The 17,178-nt window shown below is 54.5% G+C and carries 10 protein-coding genes and 1 pseudogene; all 11 read left to right on the forward strand.

The features are described from left to right. The first annotated feature begins 15 nt into the window (after nt 1–15). The 11 genes and pseudogenes from DVH26_RS12540 (at nt 16) to DVH26_RS12590 (ending at nt 17,108) form a co-directional block, all read left to right on the forward strand. Nucleotides 16–882 carry a carbohydrate ABC transporter permease gene (locus tag DVH26_RS12540; RefSeq protein ID WP_239634020.1) on the forward strand — a complete coding sequence of 289 codons (867 nt, stop codon included), beginning with the start codon at nt 16–18 and terminating at the stop codon, nt 880–882. 72 nt (nt 883–954) lie between these two features. Next, nucleotides 955–2,484 carry an extracellular solute-binding protein gene (locus DVH26_RS12545; protein WP_239634021.1) on the forward strand — a complete coding sequence of 510 codons (1,530 nt, stop codon included), beginning with the start codon at nt 955–957 and terminating at the stop codon, nt 2,482–2,484. A gap of 23 nt (nt 2,485–2,507) precedes the next feature. Then, entirely contained in the window at nt 2,508–3,479 is a 972-nt protein-coding gene (locus tag DVH26_RS12550) for a GNAT family N-acetyltransferase (protein ID WP_239634022.1), read from the forward strand. A gap of 200 nt (nt 3,480–3,679) precedes the next feature. After that, the gene (locus tag DVH26_RS12555) at nt 3,680–4,687 is read left to right on the forward strand and encodes a LacI family DNA-binding transcriptional regulator (protein ID WP_239634023.1); all 1,008 of its coding nucleotides are present in this window, start codon (nt 3,680–3,682) and stop codon (nt 4,685–4,687) included. Between the two features lie 37 nt (nt 4,688–4,724). Next, entirely contained in the window at nt 4,725–5,561 is an 837-nt protein-coding gene (locus tag DVH26_RS12560; protein ID WP_239634024.1) for a sugar phosphate isomerase/epimerase family protein, read from the forward strand. A gap of 30 nt (nt 5,562–5,591) precedes the next feature. Beyond that, nucleotides 5,592–6,593: a C-terminal binding protein gene (locus DVH26_RS12565; protein ID WP_239634025.1), complete on the forward strand. Its 1,002-nt coding sequence runs from the start codon at nt 5,592–5,594 to the stop codon at nt 6,591–6,593. A gap of 221 nt (nt 6,594–6,814) precedes the next feature. Continuing rightward, nucleotides 6,815–7,699, forward strand: a complete 885-nt coding sequence (locus DVH26_RS12570; protein ID WP_239634026.1) for a fumarylacetoacetate hydrolase family protein — start codon at nt 6,815–6,817, stop codon at nt 7,697–7,699. Between the two features lie 108 nt (nt 7,700–7,807). Further along, nucleotides 7,808–9,775: a YjhG/YagF family D-xylonate dehydratase gene (locus DVH26_RS12575; protein WP_239635351.1), complete on the forward strand. Its 1,968-nt coding sequence runs from the start codon at nt 7,808–7,810 to the stop codon at nt 9,773–9,775. 685 nt (nt 9,776–10,460) lie between these two features. Next, a complete protein-coding gene (locus DVH26_RS12580) occupies nt 10,461–14,171 on the forward strand; it encodes a DUF4073 domain-containing protein (protein WP_239634027.1) in 3,711 nt (1,236 codons plus the stop codon). Between the two features lie 92 nt (nt 14,172–14,263). Further along, nucleotides 14,264–14,590: pseudogene (locus DVH26_RS12585) on the forward strand (amino acid--tRNA ligase-related protein); the annotation flags it as partial. A gap of 559 nt (nt 14,591–15,149) precedes the next feature. After that, a complete protein-coding gene (locus DVH26_RS12590) occupies nt 15,150–17,108 on the forward strand; it encodes an ABC transporter substrate-binding protein (protein WP_239634028.1) in 1,959 nt (652 codons plus the stop codon). Nucleotides 17,109–17,178 lie beyond the last annotated feature (70 nt).

Consider the following 17,178-nt stretch of genomic DNA (forward strand, 5'->3'; position numbering starts at 1 on the left):
GGGGATCGGAATCGCATGAGAACAAAGCTCGGCTTGGTCGACGTCATCATCGTCCTGCTGCTCCTCGTCGTAGTCGTAGTGACGCTGTACCCCTTCGTTTATATGATCGCGGTCTCCTTCAGCGACACGGTGAGCATATTGAAGGGCGAGGTCACTATTTGGCCCAAAGGCTTTAACCTGGACACGTACCGCATCGTGCTGAGCGATCCGCGCATTGCATCAGCCTACTTGAACACGATCCAATATGTCGTCGTCGGCACGCTGGTTTCGCTCCTTATTACCGCCGCCGGAGCGTTCGCCATTTCCAAGAAAGAATTGCCGCATCATCAATTGTTCACGCTTCTGATCGTATTTACGATGTTTTTCAGCGGGGGGATGATTCCAACCTTCCTCGTGGTGAAAAGCTACGGGCTGGTGGACACCCTATGGGCCATGGTGCTTCCTACCGCCGTCAGTACCTGGAATTTGATCGTGATGCGGACCTTTTTTCAAGCCATGCCCAAAGAGGTGGAGGAGTCCGGCAAAATTGACGGCCTTACCGACATCGGCATTTTCATCCGGCTCGTGCTGCCGCTATCCAAAGCGGTGCTGGCCACCATCGGACTGTTTTATGCCGTCGGCATCTGGAACAACTTTTATTCCGCCCTGCTGTATTTACGCGACCAAGACATGTTCCCGCTGCAGGTGGTCTTGCGCAATATCGTCCTGCAGGGCCAGATCAATTCCGCTAATGTAACCAGCGTCGGCAGCGATAATCTGGTCGTGGACGATGCTTTGAAATTCACAACGATTCTCGTATCCACCGTTCCCATCCTGCTTATTTATCCGTTCCTGCAAAAGTATTTCGTCAAAGGGGTGATGATCGGCTCGGTGAAAGGGTAGCCATCCTCATCGAGGAGCTGCCGATAAATTGCGCTGCAATCAAAACGATATGAAAATGGGGAGATGGGCTCAATGACACGTACTATGAAAGGGTTGTCGCTTTGCGTCGCCGCCGGATTATCGCTTTCCACCCTCGCAGGATGTACGGATAACGGAAAGGACACATCGGCACCGCCTGCCGCCGGAGGGAACGGAGAACCGGCCAAACAGACGTTCACTGCACTTAACTACTCCAATCCAAGCTGGCCGTACAATAAAGAGAACATCGTATGGAAGATGATAGAAGAGAAGACCGGGGTTACGTTAGATGTGCAGCTGCCGTCAGGGAAGCTGGAGGACGCCTTGAGCGTGACTATCGCATCCGGCAATTTGCCAGATCTTATGCTCACCATGGACAAGAAGCTTGCCGACAAATACGGCCAGCAGGGAGCGCTGGTCAATATTTTGGATCATGTGAACGAGATGCCTAACCTCAAGAAATGGATGGAAAAATATCCGTTAGAGACGCAAAACACCCTATCCTCCGATGGTAAAATGTATATGTTCCCGAATGCCGGAATCGGGGAAACGAACCGGATGATCTGGATGTACCGGGAGGATGTGTTCAAGAAGCTCGGACTGAGCCAGCCGCAGACATGGGATGAGCTGTATACGGCGCTCAAGAAAGTAAAGGAAGCGTACCCGAAGAGCTATCCGTTCTCTTTCCGCAACGGCCTGCAGCGCCTATTGAATTTTGCTCCGGCATTCGGCACGGGCACCGACGTCTATTACGACTTCAACAAGAAAGAATGGCGCTACGGTCCGGTCGAGGACAACTATAAGAAGATGATTGAATACTTGAACAAATTTTATAAGGAAGGGCTCATCCCGCCGGACTTCCTGTCCGCGGATACGAAGCTGTGGCAGGACTTGATGTCGACGGACCGGGCGTTCGTGACGGTAGATTACATCGGCCGTATCGACTTCTTCAACTCGGCACTGCGTAAGGACAATGCGCAATATAATCTGCTGTTTATGGGTGCGCCCGCCGGCTTTACCGGGGGACCGGCCAAAAATGCCTATACACAGTATGTGGATGAGGGATTCATGGTAGCTACCTCGTCTAAGAAGATTAAGCAAGTCATGAAGTTCATGGATTTCTTTTTCACCGAAGAAGGACGGACGATGGCAAGCTGGGGTAAAGAAGGGACTACGTTCAAGACGGAAAACGGCAAAAAGCAGTTTATTGAGAAATACGCGGACGTCGCCGATATGAGAAAGAAAACGGGCTTGTCGACGGACGGGACTTACGCTTGGTTTGATTACGATGCCCACCTGTCGCTATCGTCGCCGGAGCTTCAGAAGGCTTACCAGGAAGCGCCCAAGTATGACAGCCAGCAGCAGCCGCGCCCTGCGTTCACGCCGGACGAGATGGAAGTACTGTCGCTGACCGGCGATACCATTAAGAAAAAGCATGACGAGAACATCTCCAAATTCATTGTAGGAGAACGCAGTCTTGACGATTGGCCGAAATATGTCAGCGACATGAAGGCGCTGGGAGTGGATAAAATCGTCGATATTTACAAAAAAGCGTACGACCGTTCCACGAAAGCCGCCAAATAACAAGAAGAAGGGATACAGCTACGATGAGATACGAGCCATTGACTGCCGCTCATATCAGCGGTTTACAACGATTATGGAACACGGAATGGGGGCATTCGTTCCCGATGCGCGAACGGCTTCTGGTCCAAAATGTGCTGGAGGACCGCAATGTGGTTGGCGCAGGAACCCGGGTTGCCATAGACGAAGCAACGGGCGAGCTCGCAGGATATGTGGTGGCGAAAAGATGGCAGGACTCCATAGGAGGCCTCGATTATGGAAGCGAGCTCGGATGGATTCATGCGCTGCTGGTGGCACCGGCCTATCGAGGTCAAGGGATCGGGAGCAAGCTGCTGTCCGATGCCGAGAGCGTGCTTCGCGACCGTGGAGTCAAGCAGATCCAAATCGGCAGCGATTTCCACATGCGGGTGTTTCCCGGCGTGCCGATGCCCTGCGATGATGTGTCCGCTTGGCTGGAGAAGCGCGGGTATGTGAATCAGCGGCTCGTATTCGATTTATACCGTGAATACGAGGACGCTGATGCCGAGCCGCTGCCTGAGCGCGAAAGCGTTCTGTTTCGCCCGCTTAAGGCGGACGAAGCGGATTCGTTCAATGCATTTATGCGGCGCTGCTTTCCGGGATGGGTATACCAGACATTGCATTACTGGCAGCGGGGCGGAGACGGACGCGAATTCGTCGTATGCGAGAAAGACGGAGAAATCATCGGGTTTTGCCGGATTAACGACTCCCATTCGCCGATTTTGGCGCAGAACATCTATTGGTCTCCCTTGTTTGAGCAGGAGCTTGGCGGTATTGGCCCGCTTGGTATCGATGAGCGGTATCGGGGTCACGGCTACGGGCTGGATATTGTTAAGGCAGGGGTCCACCACCTGCATAGGCGGGGAATTCGCAATATCGTCATCGATATGACTCCGTTCGTCGATTTTTACGGCAAGCTCGGCTTTCAGACGTGGAGAAGCTATGTCTCCTTCCGAAAAAGGTTCGCAGAGGCGGATTGACGAGGCTTGATGACCGCTCGAAACATGCAAAGACCGTAAGGGATTTTCCTTACGGTCCTTTTTGCTGCATTCCTTGAAGAGTAAGCAATGGATATTGTTTACAAAGATAGGCGTCTAAAATATAATAAAGGATAGATATTATCGTTAATATTTACTGATTGATCACTATCCACAATCTACTGACAAAGGGTTTGTTACGCATGAATGCCAAGAGTATCCGTCAAAAAGAAATTGCCGAAAAAACCGGTTTTTCCATCAATACGGTGTCGCTCGCCCTCAAGGGAAGCCCGCGGATTAGCGAGGAAACGAGAGCCGTTATTATGGCATGCGCGGAGCAGCTGAACTACATTCCGAATGTCGTCGCCAGGTCGCTCGTTCAGAAGAAGACGAATACGATCGGCATTATTTTGACCGAGCTTATGAATCCGATTCTTACGGAAACCGCGCAGGAGATCGAGCAAACTCTCAAGCAATCCGGCTACAACATGATGCTGATGATTACCAACTCCAGTCCCGTGCAGGAAGCGGAGGCTCTGGATGTGCTCGTCTCCCGGCGGGTGGACGGTATCTTGATGTACCCTGTGTACACGGCGAATTTCGCCAAAATCAAGCAGCTCCGGGATAATAAATTCCCTATTATTCTGCTTGCCGGGGGGGATTACGATATCCCGACGGACGCGGTCTATGTGAACCGGAGAGCCGGCGCTTACGAAGCGGCATCGCATTTTATCCGGGCCGGGCACAAGCGCATCGGTTTTATCGGCGGCGGCAACTACAGCGACAGGGAGAAGCAGAACGGTTATTTGGCCGCATTGCAGGACAACCATATCCCGTTCGATCCGGAGCTGATAGGCAGAGTGCAGGGCGATGGCTACGAAGACGGGTATGAAGCTATTGGTCCATTGTATGAGAGCGTCAAGCCTACGGCCGTCATCTGTACAAGAGACTATATCGCGCTTGGAGCGATGCGCTGGTGCCGTGAGCGGGGAATCCGCATTCCCGAACAGCTGTCCTTTATCGGCTTTGACGACGTCGCTGCCGCCGGCTTTGCTGAAACGCCGCTCACTTCCGTGAAGTATGACGTCCAGACCGTTACCAAGAAGGCGACGGAGCTTTTGATGCAGCGAATTGAAGAAAGGGAGAATCCGGCTGCCGCCCCGCTTCAGAAGATTTCCATTCATCCTAGGTTGATTGTCCGTCAATCCTAGGCTTTTTTTTCCAATTATATCGTAGGAGGAGATTCTAATGAAATTAGGATTCAGTACGATCGGTTGCCCCCAGTGGAGTGTTGACGAGATTGTTGCTTTTACGAAACAAAGCGGATATGAAGGAGTTGAAATCCGATTTGTCCGAGGCAGCGTCAACCTGTGGGAAATGGAAGAGTTCCAGCCCGAATCGCTTGCGGCTACCAAGGCAAAGTTCGAGCAAAACGGAATCGACGTTGTGAGTATCGATACTAGTGTGCGTTTTGCCACCGATGCTCCTGAAGAGGTTGCCAAGCAGCTGGAGCAGGTGCAGCGCAATGTCCATATCGCATCCGCGCTCGGCGCGCCTTATATTCGGGTTTTCGGCGGTCCTATCCCTAAGGATCAGACGCGGGAAGAGACGCTGCAGCACATCATTGCCGGCATGAATCGGGCGGTGGAGCTGGCGGGCGAGCATGGGATTACCGTTCTGCTCGAAACCCACGATCATTTCAGCACCGGCGAGCAGGTTCTTCCTATTCTCGATAATGTGAAGGGACTCCATATTTTATGGGACATTCTCCATTCCTACCGCCACGGTGAAAGCTTCGAAGAGACGTACAGGCTGATCGGAGATCGAATCAAGCATGTCCATATTAAAGATGCATCCGTGTTCACGCCCGCCGGCTTTGATTACAAGCTGATCGGAGAAGGAACGATCCCGGTAGCGGAGGCGGTTCAAGTGCTTCGCCGTAACGGTTATAGCGGCTATTTGAATTTTGAGTGGGAAAAAGGCTGGCATCCGGAAATCGAGGAACCGGAAATCGCGCTACCGCATTACGTATCGGTTATGAATCAGATTCTCTCAAGCGGACCGGACGGCCGGAACGACAGTTAACAAATCGCGAAGCGAAGCGGAGGGCGGATTATGGCTGTATTCAAAGTCGTCATTACCGATTATGAATATAAAAGTCTGCAGATCGAACGCAAGATTCTGGAGCAGCTGGATATGGAATTCATCACCTCGTTCCAATGCAGGACGGAAGATGAGGTCATCGCGGCGGCACACGATGCGGACGCCATCCTTACACAGTATGCGCCTATTACAGATAAGGTCATCAGCCGGTTGGACCGGTGCAAGGTGATTTCCCGCTACGGCGTAGGCGTCAATACGATAGATCTGCATGCCGCAACCCGCAAAGGCATTGTCGTAGCGAATTGCACCGATTACTGCATGGATGAGGTGGCAGACCATGCTCTTGCTCTGCTGCTCGCATCCGCCCGCAAAATTGCCCAGCTGAATGACTATGTGAAGCAGGGCGTATGGGATTATAAGAGAGCGATCCCCGTGTTCCGGTTGCGGGAGAAAGTATTGGGGCTCGTCGGCTTCGGGAAAATCCCGCAAAATCTATGCGTGAAAGCGCAAGCGCTCGGCATGACCGTAACCGCTTATGACCCTTACATTTCCAATGATGTTACCGCCCGTTTCGGGGTGCAGCAGGTTGATTTGGCTGCTCTGTGCCGGGAATCGGACTTTATTTCCGTCCATGTCCCGCTCACCCCGGATACGCAAGGCCTTATCGGCGCCGAGCAGTTCCGACTGATGAAACCCGGTGTCATTGTCGTCAATACATCCCGAGGGCCTCTTATTGATGAGCAAGCGCTGATAACCGCATTGGCAAGCCGGCAAATCGCAGGCGCTGCCCTGGATGTGCTGGAGCAGGAGCCGATCCGACCGGACCATCCGCTGCTCTCCATGGAGCAGGTCCTTCTTACGCCCCACGCTGCCTGGTATTCCGAGGATTCCGAGCAGGAGCTGAAGGGGAAAATAGCCCAGAACGTCGTCGATGTTCTCTCCGGCTTTTATCCAAGGTACTTGGCCAATCCTGATGTGAAGTATAAGGTGCATTTGAAGGAACGAGAGCATTAACCGCGTAGTTCGCGAAAAAAATCCCGCTAAAGATTCTTAGGAATGCTTATGCGCTGCCGGGTAATATAGTATGATGATTAGTAGACAACGAGAATGCTGCTCAATACGCTTCACATCATCTTTGAAAACGCTTCAATGCAATTGTTTATCTCAGCTAGAGACTTACACCATGATGTAAAGCTGGTTAGTAGAGTATAACAAAAAAGGGAGTGTGGCGTGGGATGAGAATTATTCGGTTTATTGCACAGGACAGCGGTGAACCGCAGCTTGCGGCTATTACGGATGAAGGTGCAGGCTATGCGCTTCCATACCGCGATTACTTATCGCTGGTGAAAGTGGCGGAGTCGAGAGGAGCTTCCGTGCTCGAGCTCGTGCAATCGAGCATTGCGGCGGGCGAGCCGTTCACGGCCGATGTGTCGGACTTGCAGCTGCTGACGCCGATTGAAGCGCCTGAAGTATGGGCTGCCGGAGTGACGTACGAGAAGAGCCGTGAAGCGAGAAATTACGAGGCGACGGCAGGTAAAATGGATGCGTCTACGTTTTACGATAAAGTGTACGACGCTGAACGTCCCGAGCTGTTCTTCAAATCGACAGCCGCGCGTACGGTTGCTCCAGGGGGAGAGGTTCAGCTGCGCAGCGATTCGCAATGGCAGGTTCCCGAGCCGGAGCTTGGCCTCGTATTGGACGGCCAAGGCCGCATTATCGGTTATACGATCGGCAACGATATGAGCTGCCGGGATATCGAGGGAGATAATCCGCTGTACTTGCCTCAGGCGAAAATGTGGAAGCGCTCCTGCTCGATCGGTCCTGCAATCCGGCTCGTCGATGCGGTGCCGAATCCTTACGATTTGGACATTACGTGCAGCATTTATCGCGGCGGGGAGCAAGTATTCGAAGGGAAAGCGAATACGAAGCAGCTCAAACGGAGATTGGAGGAGCTGGTATCCTTCCTTGTCCGGGATAACGAAATCTACGAAGGTACCGTGCTGCTGACAGGCACGTGCATTGTTCCTCCTAATGAGTTTACGCTGGCTGGAGGAGACCGGATCGAAATCGAAATCGGGGGGATCGGCAAGCTGATCAACCCGGTGGCCTGCGCGGGATAACCTCGCGGGCTTCTTTTTAATTGAGCTGCATCAGGGCAAGCACTCGGGCGGGATGAAACCCGGCCGCGCCGCAAAGGAGGAGCCATGGATAAACCGTTTGACGAGATTATGGGAACCGCTGCCTCAGCCGACTCTGCCGGCCTGTACGAGGTGATCACTCATGCTTCCGGACCGGAAGGGAAGCTCCCGCTTACGGACGAGCTGCTTAAGTCGGCTCCGAGCGGCGATTTGTTCGGCATGTCGCAAAATGCAGGGATGGGGTGGAATCCTGCGCTTCTGAACGCGAAGCAGTTTCTGCTGCTCAGCACCCAAGGCGGGATCCGTGAGCAGGACGGCACTCCCGTCGCTTTGGGATACCATACCGGCCATTGGGAAGTCGGCTTGTTAATGAAAGCGGCTGCTGCCGAAGTAGCGGCGCGGGGAGGCATTCCCTTTGCCGGCTATGTAAGCGATCCTTGCGACGGGCGCTCCCAAGGCACGACAGGCATGTTCGACTCGCTGCCATACCGCAACGATGCGGCCGTCGTATTTCGCCGGCTGATCCGTTCCTTGCCCACGCGAAAGGGCGTTATCGGCGTAGCCACTTGTGACAAGGGACTTCCGGCGATGATGCTGGCGCTTGCGGGCATGAGAGATCTTCCCGGCGTCATCGTACCCGGCGGGGTGACGCTCCCCCCCACAGCGGGCGAGGATGCGGGTAAAATCCAAACCATCGGCGCCAGATATGCCAATGGGGAATTATCGCTTGACGATGCCGCGGAGCTCGGATGCCGAACCTGCGCTACTCCGGGAGGAGGCTGCCAGTTCCTCGGCACGGCGGCAACGGCTCAAGTCGTGGCGGAAGCCATGGGGATGGCGGTGCCACATTCCGCTCTCGCCCCGTCGGGGCAGCCGATCTGGGAGGAGCTCGGAAGGCAATCCGCCCGTGCCGTGATCCGGCTGGAGTCGCAAGGTCTACGGATGCGCGACATCTTGACGGATTCGGCCATTCGCAACGCAATGGCGGTCCATGCCGCCTTCGGCGGGTCGACGAATTTGCTGCTGCATATTCCGGCCATCGCTCATGCGGCCGGCCTCACGATGCCGACCGTTGAAGACTGGATCCAGGTCAATCGCGAAGTTCCCCGCCTGGTTAGCGTGCTGCCGAACGGCCCGGTTTATCATCCGACGATTCGGGTGTTTTTGGCCGGCGGCGTGCCGGAAGTGATGCTTCACTTGCGCCGTCTCGGCGTGCTGGACGATTCCGTGCTGACCGTAACCGGCGAAACGCTCGGCAACGTATTGGATTGGTGGGAATCGTCCGACCGCCGCCGCTTATTGCGCCAACGGCTGCAAGATGAGGACGGCGTTGACCCGGACAGCGTCATCATGAGCCCGGACCGGGCGAAGCAGCTTGGCATTACGTCGACGGTTACGTTCCCGACGGGCAATATCGCCCCGGAAGGCTCTGTGATCAAATCGACTTCCATCGATCCTGCCGTGCTGGATGAAGACGGCGTATACCGTTTTACAGGCAAAGCAAAGGTGTTCACAACGGAACGGGCCGCCATTGCTGCCATCAAGAACGGAGCTATCCAGGCGGGCGACGCGATGGTGCTGATCGGACGCGGACCCTCGGGAACGGGTATGGAGGAAACGTACCAGCTCACGTCTGCCCTGAAGCATCTATCCTTCGGCAAGTATGTGGCGCTAATTACGGACGCCCGCTTCTCCGGCGTATCCACCGGCGCTTGCATCGGCCATGTCGGCCCGGAAGCATTAGCCGGCGGGCCTGTAGGCAAGCTAAGGGACGGCGATACGATCGAGATCATCATTGACCGTAACCGTCTGGAAGGCAGCGTTCACTTCGTAGGCGAGGAAGGGAAGACGTACACGCCGGAGGAAGGAGCGGAAGCTCTGGCTGCGCGCCCGTTCCATCCCGGACTTGCCGCGGATCCCGGACTGCCTGACGATACGAAGCTTTGGGCCGCCCTGCAAGCCGTAAGCGGCGGCACGTGGAAAGGTAATGTCTATGATGTGGAACGAATCGTAGCCGCACTGGAAGCTGGGAAAAAAGCGTTGGGCTGGACTTCTTGACAGCTCGTCCTTGTGGTTTAGCTGCGAGTCGACGAAAAACGGATGTGTGAATTGCGGTCTGCCTTTTGCCGGCGGGCCGTTTTTTTATTGGAGAGCGATATATGGAACGACAGCGACTGTCGGAATTGGTAAGGAAGGGGTCACAGGGCTCCTCTTGAAGAGAATGATAATCAATATCAACTAAATTGTCAGCCCTTACGTGACAAATTGGAGTAAAATAATAACCATTGACAGCCGAAAGCGGCTAAGTCTACTTGCCGGTTAAGCTTGGAGTGAATGCAGGACCTCGTAGCAGGGATATCGATCTGCAAATCGAATGGCTGTAAGGCTCCGTTGACAACCGGCCGACAACGGCCTATAGGAAAGGTGTGAAGAATGGCATGAAGCCTTGCTGCGGCCTTCTGGCACAACGTAGGGCCGGAGCTGAATTCTGTTCTAAAGAAGTAATGGGTTCGGTTCGCTTGGAGCCGGAGGGAAACTTCTCGCTCTTTCTTTTAACCTCACGACGATAAGAACATATGCCAATTCAAACCTTTACGGATATTTATGCGTTGTCGATTTTTGTTCTTGACGGCGTTTTTTGTCATAACGACTCGAAAATTCCCAGATCGGGGTATTCCTATTTGACGGGCATTCCTTTACAATGATAAGTATCATGGGATTTTGTGGAAATGGGGGGCATTATGTGAGTTTCGGAAGTCGGGCATTGAGGCGATGGACACTGTCGCTGATTGTATTTTTATTCGCATTTTCTGATTATTCCTCGGCGTTCGCCGCCGATCGGTTCGTGCTGGAGCCCGTAGCCAAGGACTCAGTTACCGTGGACCCCGATATTCGGTACGGGGACTACATATCGACAGCGGATGGAGGATACGTTGCGGCGGGGACCGACGCAGGCGGCGAAGACCCGGAGTTGTTCATGGCAAAATGGAGAGCGAACGGCGATTTGCAATGGCGGACTTCGCTAGGGTTCGACACTAGCGGTCTTCCTCCAGCGGTGAACGACGTGCTGGAGACGCCTAATGGGTATATGTTCGTCGGTAGGATGAACGACGGTATGCTTTACGGCCTCGTTAATGAGACGGGGGTCGTCGTTCAATCGGGCGTGCTGCTGCCGGGGGGCGGCTCCGCGAATTTCATCGCGAAAATGGAAGGTGCCGGCACGGTGCGGTATCTCGTTGGAGGTATCGCGCCATTTTCCGATATCGGGACGGTAAACTCAATCTTCACCCTCGATGTGAACGGCAACCCGGGGGCGGGCATCGTCCACCTGACCACATATGGTCGCATTCCGTTCGAAGGGCTGACTCTACCGTCCGGTGACGTAGCAATCGTCGGATACGGTTCCGAAGGGACCGGCTCATCGTTCGGCACGTTGTACACTTACAGCGCCCGTTCCGGGGTTGGCCCCTTAAAAAAGTTCTACAGCGACGGGGGTAGCCTTACGCTGCAGGCCCTGGCTGATGCAGGCGCGGGATCGGGTTATTATTTGATCGGCAACGTGTTGGCGGGGAATGAGCAAAATATCGTCGTGCTGCGCACGGACGCGGACGGGAACGAGTTGTGGAGAAAGGAATATCCTCACGAAAGCGCCCAAGTCCCGGAAGGCTTGCTGCGTACAAGGGACGGCGGTTTTCTGATATACGGCGGCTCCAACGCGGGCGACGGCGTCCTACTGAAGACGGACGCAAACATGAACGAGCAATGGTTCAAGGTGATTCCTGGCACATGGAACCTTCGCGCCGCGTTGCAGCTTGCGGACGGCTCGTATCGTGTCGCCGGGAACAGCGCCAACTTAATCGACATGTACGTCGGACCGCCGACGGGACTTGTGCCGGACGACGAGGCGAATGTCCTCGTCGGACTGACGGAGGACATGGAATACATAGGGAACGGCAGCGTGAGTTACGTCGTTTACGACAGTGGCGACGCACCGACGTTCGCCGGAAATCAGACGGTATTCGTACGTTATAAAGCGGATCCGGCGGCGGGGTATGAGGTTGGCAAAGCGGCCTCATTCGACTTTACGGCGAATCCGGTCTCGATCGCGTCCGTCTCCCCGTTGGCGGGCGTACCGGTTGAGTACGGAACCCCGCTGTCGAAGATCGGATTGCCGGCGACGGTGAACGTCGGGTTGAGCGACGGAACGAATGTATCAGCGAGCGTGATCTGGGACGGCGGCAATCCTGCGTACGACGGAACGGTACCGGGGGCGTACAAGTTCGTCGGCACGTTGACGCCGCCGAGCGGGACGACGAACCCGGCCGCGCTTACTGCGGCGGTCGTCGTGACGGTCGAACCGCGGACGATCAAGAGCGTCGCGGACGCCGTATACCGGACCGTAGGATACGGAACCCCGCTTTCGGAGCTCAGATTGCCGGCGACGGTGAACGTCGGGTTGAGCGACGGAACGAATGTATCAGCGAGCGTGATCTGGAACGGCGGCAATCCTGCGTACGACGGAACGGTACCGGGGGCGTACAAGTTCGTCGGCACGTTGATGCCGCCGAGTGGGACGACGAACCCGGCCGCGCTTACTGCGGCGGTCGTCGTGACGGTCGAACCACGGACGATCAAGAGTGTCGCGGACGCCGTATACCGGACCGTAGGATACGGAACCCCGCTTTCGGAGCTCGGATTGCCGACGACGGTGAACGTCGGGTTGAGCGACGGAACGACAGAAGCGACGGGCGTAACGTGGGACGGCGGCAATCCTGCGTACGACGGTAATACGCCGGGACGATACGCCTTCAAGGGCGAGTTGATGTTGCCTTCGGGCGCGACGAATCCAGGCGGCTTGACAGCGACGGCGGTCATTACGGTGGTGGAAGCGCCGGTGGCGTCGCTGCCGATCGCAAGCGTCGTTCCGCTGTCGGCCATGACGGTCGACTACGGGACGCCCTTGTCCGGTCTCGTGCTGCCGACTATGGTTAACGTCGTCCTGAACGATGGATCCATCGTAGGCGCCCGGGTGTCATGGGACGATGGGGTACCGTCTTATAACGGCAACGCGGCGGGGGTTTACGCGTTTACGGGTACGTTGACTCCACCTGCCGGCGTGACGAATCCGGAAGGCTTGACGGCGACGATGGTCATTACGGTGGAGAAAGCGCCTGTCGCATTGGTCGGCTTGGAGGTTGACGAGAATACTTATCACTTGAGGGCCGGATCGTCCCGTGCTATCCTCGTCAAAGCGTCGTACTCGGATGGACATCGGACCGATGTCACCGATGCGGCGAAGTACACGACCTCGAACGCCTCCGTCGCGGAGGTAGGGGAGAACGGCGTCGTTCGAGCGAAAATGCGGGGGACGGCCACGATCTCGATCGAATACGGCGGTCTTCGCTCCGAAATCCAAGTCGATGTGTATCGAACGTCGCGCGAGAACGACGAGAAGGGAGCAGCCGCGGTGCCGACCGTAACGAGAAAAACGACGACTGCCTGCTCTAGCGGCGGATGCACAGCGACGTTCGGCGAGCAAGTATCGATCGAGATCCCTGGATTGCCCGGAGACGCGATCGTCACGATCGAAAAGATCGGGCTGCCTCCTGATTCGGTACCGGCTGGGCTGCATTTGGCGAGCGACGTGTTCGAACTGTTGCTGGGCACGGGAATGACGTTTTCGGAGCCGGTAACGCTTCGTTTCGCCTTCGACGCGGCGGCGGTGCCCGAAGGGTTCCTCGCGGCCTTATTCTACTTCGATGAAGCCCGTGAGGAATGGGTCAAGATCGAAAGCCGGGTCAAGGGTGGGTTTGTCGAGGCGTCGGCAGATCACTTCGCGAAGTTCGCCGTGTTTGCCTTCGAAGCATCGTCAGCGTCGCCTGCGAAACCGACAGCGACGCCAGCACCGCCGCCGCCGCGGTTCCTCGACATGGACGGTCACTGGGCAGACTCGTTCGTCGCGCGGGCGGTAGAGTTCGGTATTGCGAACGGGTATGACGCGCGCACGTTCGCGCCGGATGCGCAAGTAACGCGAGCGCAATTCATTACTATGCTGATGCGGACGCTCAAGGTAGACAGCGGGGCCACGCCGCGATTCACGGATGCTGATACCATCGAAGCGTGGGCGGCGTCCGCCGTTGCTGCGGCGGCCGAGCGCGGCATCGTCGTCGGCTTCCCGGACGGTACCTTCCGGCCGAACGCCATCATCACGCGGGCGGAGATGACGACGCTGCTTGTCCGCGCGGCGGGCTTGGAGACGTCGGGAGGCACCGAGCCGGCGTTCGCAGATGCAGCGGACGTACCGACTTGGGCTCGTGACGCAGTCACCGCGGCGGAGGGGATCGGTCTAGTGCAAGGCCGTGAAGGCGATCGATTCGAGCCGTCCGCCACCGCAACGCGCGCGGAAGCCGTCGTCCTTCTGCTGCGGATGTTGGATTTGAATTTAAACCCATAGTTAGGTAACCGCTGGCCGTACGTGGTCGGCGGTTTTTTTCGTTGTTATCGCCTGATAAAGAGTAAGCCGTTTGATGATAAGAACATTTGCCTTTCCCTCGTGAAATACGTCCGATGTATGCGATGCCGGCACCAGAGAACGGCGCACTCACCGCTTCGTTTGATTTGATCTTTAACGGCCTCGAAATAACGACTGGAGGCCAGCGGATTCACGATTACGAGGAGCTCTCCGCTTCAATACGCAGCCGGGGGCTGAATCCGGATCATTTTGCCGGATATCTTGACGTGTTTCGATACGGCATGCCGCTGCACGGAGGATTCGCAATCGGTCTTGAACGCCTTGCCTCACGTTTACTCGGCCAGTCAAATGTACGGGAAGCTTCAGCGTTCCCTCGCGATCGAACCCGGCTATTTCCTTAAGTGATTGCAGAAAAGGCTGCCGATTTTTTCGGCAGCTTTTAATTATAATAACATTTAGAAGAAATTATGAAGAATGCGACCTGATGAAGGAAAAAAGTAGTCGTTTGCACGCGAACAGATGAAACTGATACATTTTGTAGTCGGTCGAATTTCAGGCAGGCCATCCGGTGTTCAGCAGGAGGGAAGTTTTTGTTTTGAATTAAAAAGATAATAATTTATTTAAAACTATTGCAATGTAAGCGATCCCAATGTAGTATTGGGTTAAGCGCTTACTCTACATTGGTTAAGCCGGCCCAATTAAATCGGTTTAACGATACACTTCTGCTAGTACCTCTAACCTCCACAGAGATCCGCCACTTATGTTACATCTTACATCCATCCATTTTAACCACATACATAAAACGGGTTCGTTTGTATTACCATTATATAAAAGCGTTTTCATTTTCAAGTGCTCTATTAAACCGGTTTAATGCCTTCTGGGAGGTGATTCATACAGGGACCAAGTGTTATGTTATGGTATTGCTTTTAAAAAGTTAGTCAGATTATGGAGGGGATTATCTTGAAAAGCAGCTGGTATCTATTATGTATGCTTTTATTGGCAGCAACCGGTTTGGTTGCCTGCGAGAGCGACCCGAGCTCCAAGACCAACGTAGAAGTAACTCCAACAACGCCCCCTGTCGTCGCTCCCGATAAGATTTCAGCTTTCAAAGAAGCTCCGATGCTCAACAAGCTGGTTAGCTCGGGAACGTTGAAACCGGTAGCCGAACGCATGCCGGTCAAAGAAGATATTATGGTGGAGAAGGTGGTCGAAGAAACGGGTACGTACGGCGGCGATTGGAAGCTGCCATGGGGAGGCCCTAATGACCGCTGGACGGTTGGCCAACCAACAGAGGAAGCGCTGTTCCGCTTTAACAAGGACGGCAGTACGGTGGAGCCTAACGTGGCAAAGGGTTATGACGTGAATAAGGATTCCACCGAATTTACCGTTTACTTGAGAAAAGGGATGAAATGGTCTGACGGCATGCCATTTACCGCCGACGACGTTATCTTTTACTGGGAGCATATGCTCACCAAGGAAACCTTCGGCAAAAAAATATATGACGCTTATTATTCCGTCGATCCGGTGTCCGGGGAAAAAGCGTTGGCCAAGGTGACGAAAGTGGACGATTACACGTTCAAAGTCGTACATAAATATCCAAGCGTGCAGTTTCTGGAGCGTGTCGCCATCGACAACAAATGGTTTTTCGCTCCGGCTCATTTTCAGAAAACCATTTTGCCGGAGTTCGTAGGCGATGACAAGGCGCTCGAAATCGCCAAGAAATGGGGCTTCGAAGATATCAAATCATTCCTGGTCGCCACCGGTTATTATTACTGGGTATACCCGCAAATTCCAACCTTAAGAGCGTGGGTAGCGAAGAACGATCCGAACAGTGACCAATTTATTATGGAACGTAATCCGTACTTCTGGAAGGTGGACTCGGCCGGTAACCAGCTTCCGTATATGGACCGCATCGTAGCGGCCAAGGTACAGGATCCGGCACAGCGAATTCTCGGCACGTTGGCCGGCGATTTCAATCTGCTGGAATTTGATTTTAAAGACTTCACGGTATTAAAGGAAAATGAGAAGAAAGCGAATTTTCGGGTTATCCCGTGGAACACCCCCGCTTGGTCCAGCGCAGGCATCCAATTGAACCAGACGATAGCCGATCCTAATCTGCGCAAGCTGTTCCAGGATATCCGGTTCAGAGAAGCGCTATCCATTGCCGTAGACCGCAAGGAAATTTCCGAGATCGTGACCAACGGGCTAGGTGCTCCCCAACAAGCATCGGTGCCGGAAGGGCTGGTAGGCTATCAGAAGGGCTGGGCTGAGCAGTGGAGCCAATTCAACCCGCAACGGGCCAATCAAATTTTGGATGAAATAGGCCTGACCCAACGCGATAAAAACAATTTCCGCCTGCATCCCGACGGATCGGACTTAACAATTACCATCGTTGAAGCGAGCACCTCGACGGCTCCTTTCCTAGAGTTGGTCAAGAAATATTATGAAGCTGTCGGCATCAAGGTCGACCTGAAGGTCGTGGATCAAGGAACGCATCAGGAACAGAAGTATTCGAACAAAATCCCGGCCACGACCGAGAACATCTCCATCGTGAACGTCTCTTTCCGTCCCGATACGCTGGTGCCTCTTCGAGTATTGACTCCATGGTACGGAAGCTATGGACTGTACACCTCATCCAATGGAAAAGAGGGCGTGAAGCCCGAAGGCGACGTAGCGTTGATTCTCGACTATTGGAATAAAGTCAAAGCATCAACAACCAAGGAAGAAATCAATAAATGGGGCAACGAGATCGTCAAGCTGCATCAGAAGAACCAATGGATCATCGGTTACGCAGGCCCGACGCCCAAGCTGATTGTCGCATCGAACAAAATGCACAACGTCCCCAAAGATCTCATTCATTCCGATGAGTTCCGCAGCCTGGGGCACGGACATCCGTCCCAATTTTTCATTAAGCCGTAAGGAAAAATGAAATCCGGCGGGAAAATCGCAGGTTTCCCGCCGGTATTACCGGGCAATCCGAATCAAAGCG

The organism is Paenibacillus sp. H1-7 (assembly GCF_022354825.1).
In the GTDB taxonomy this organism is placed as follows: domain Bacteria; phylum Bacillota; class Bacilli; order Paenibacillales; family NBRC-103111; genus Paenibacillus_S.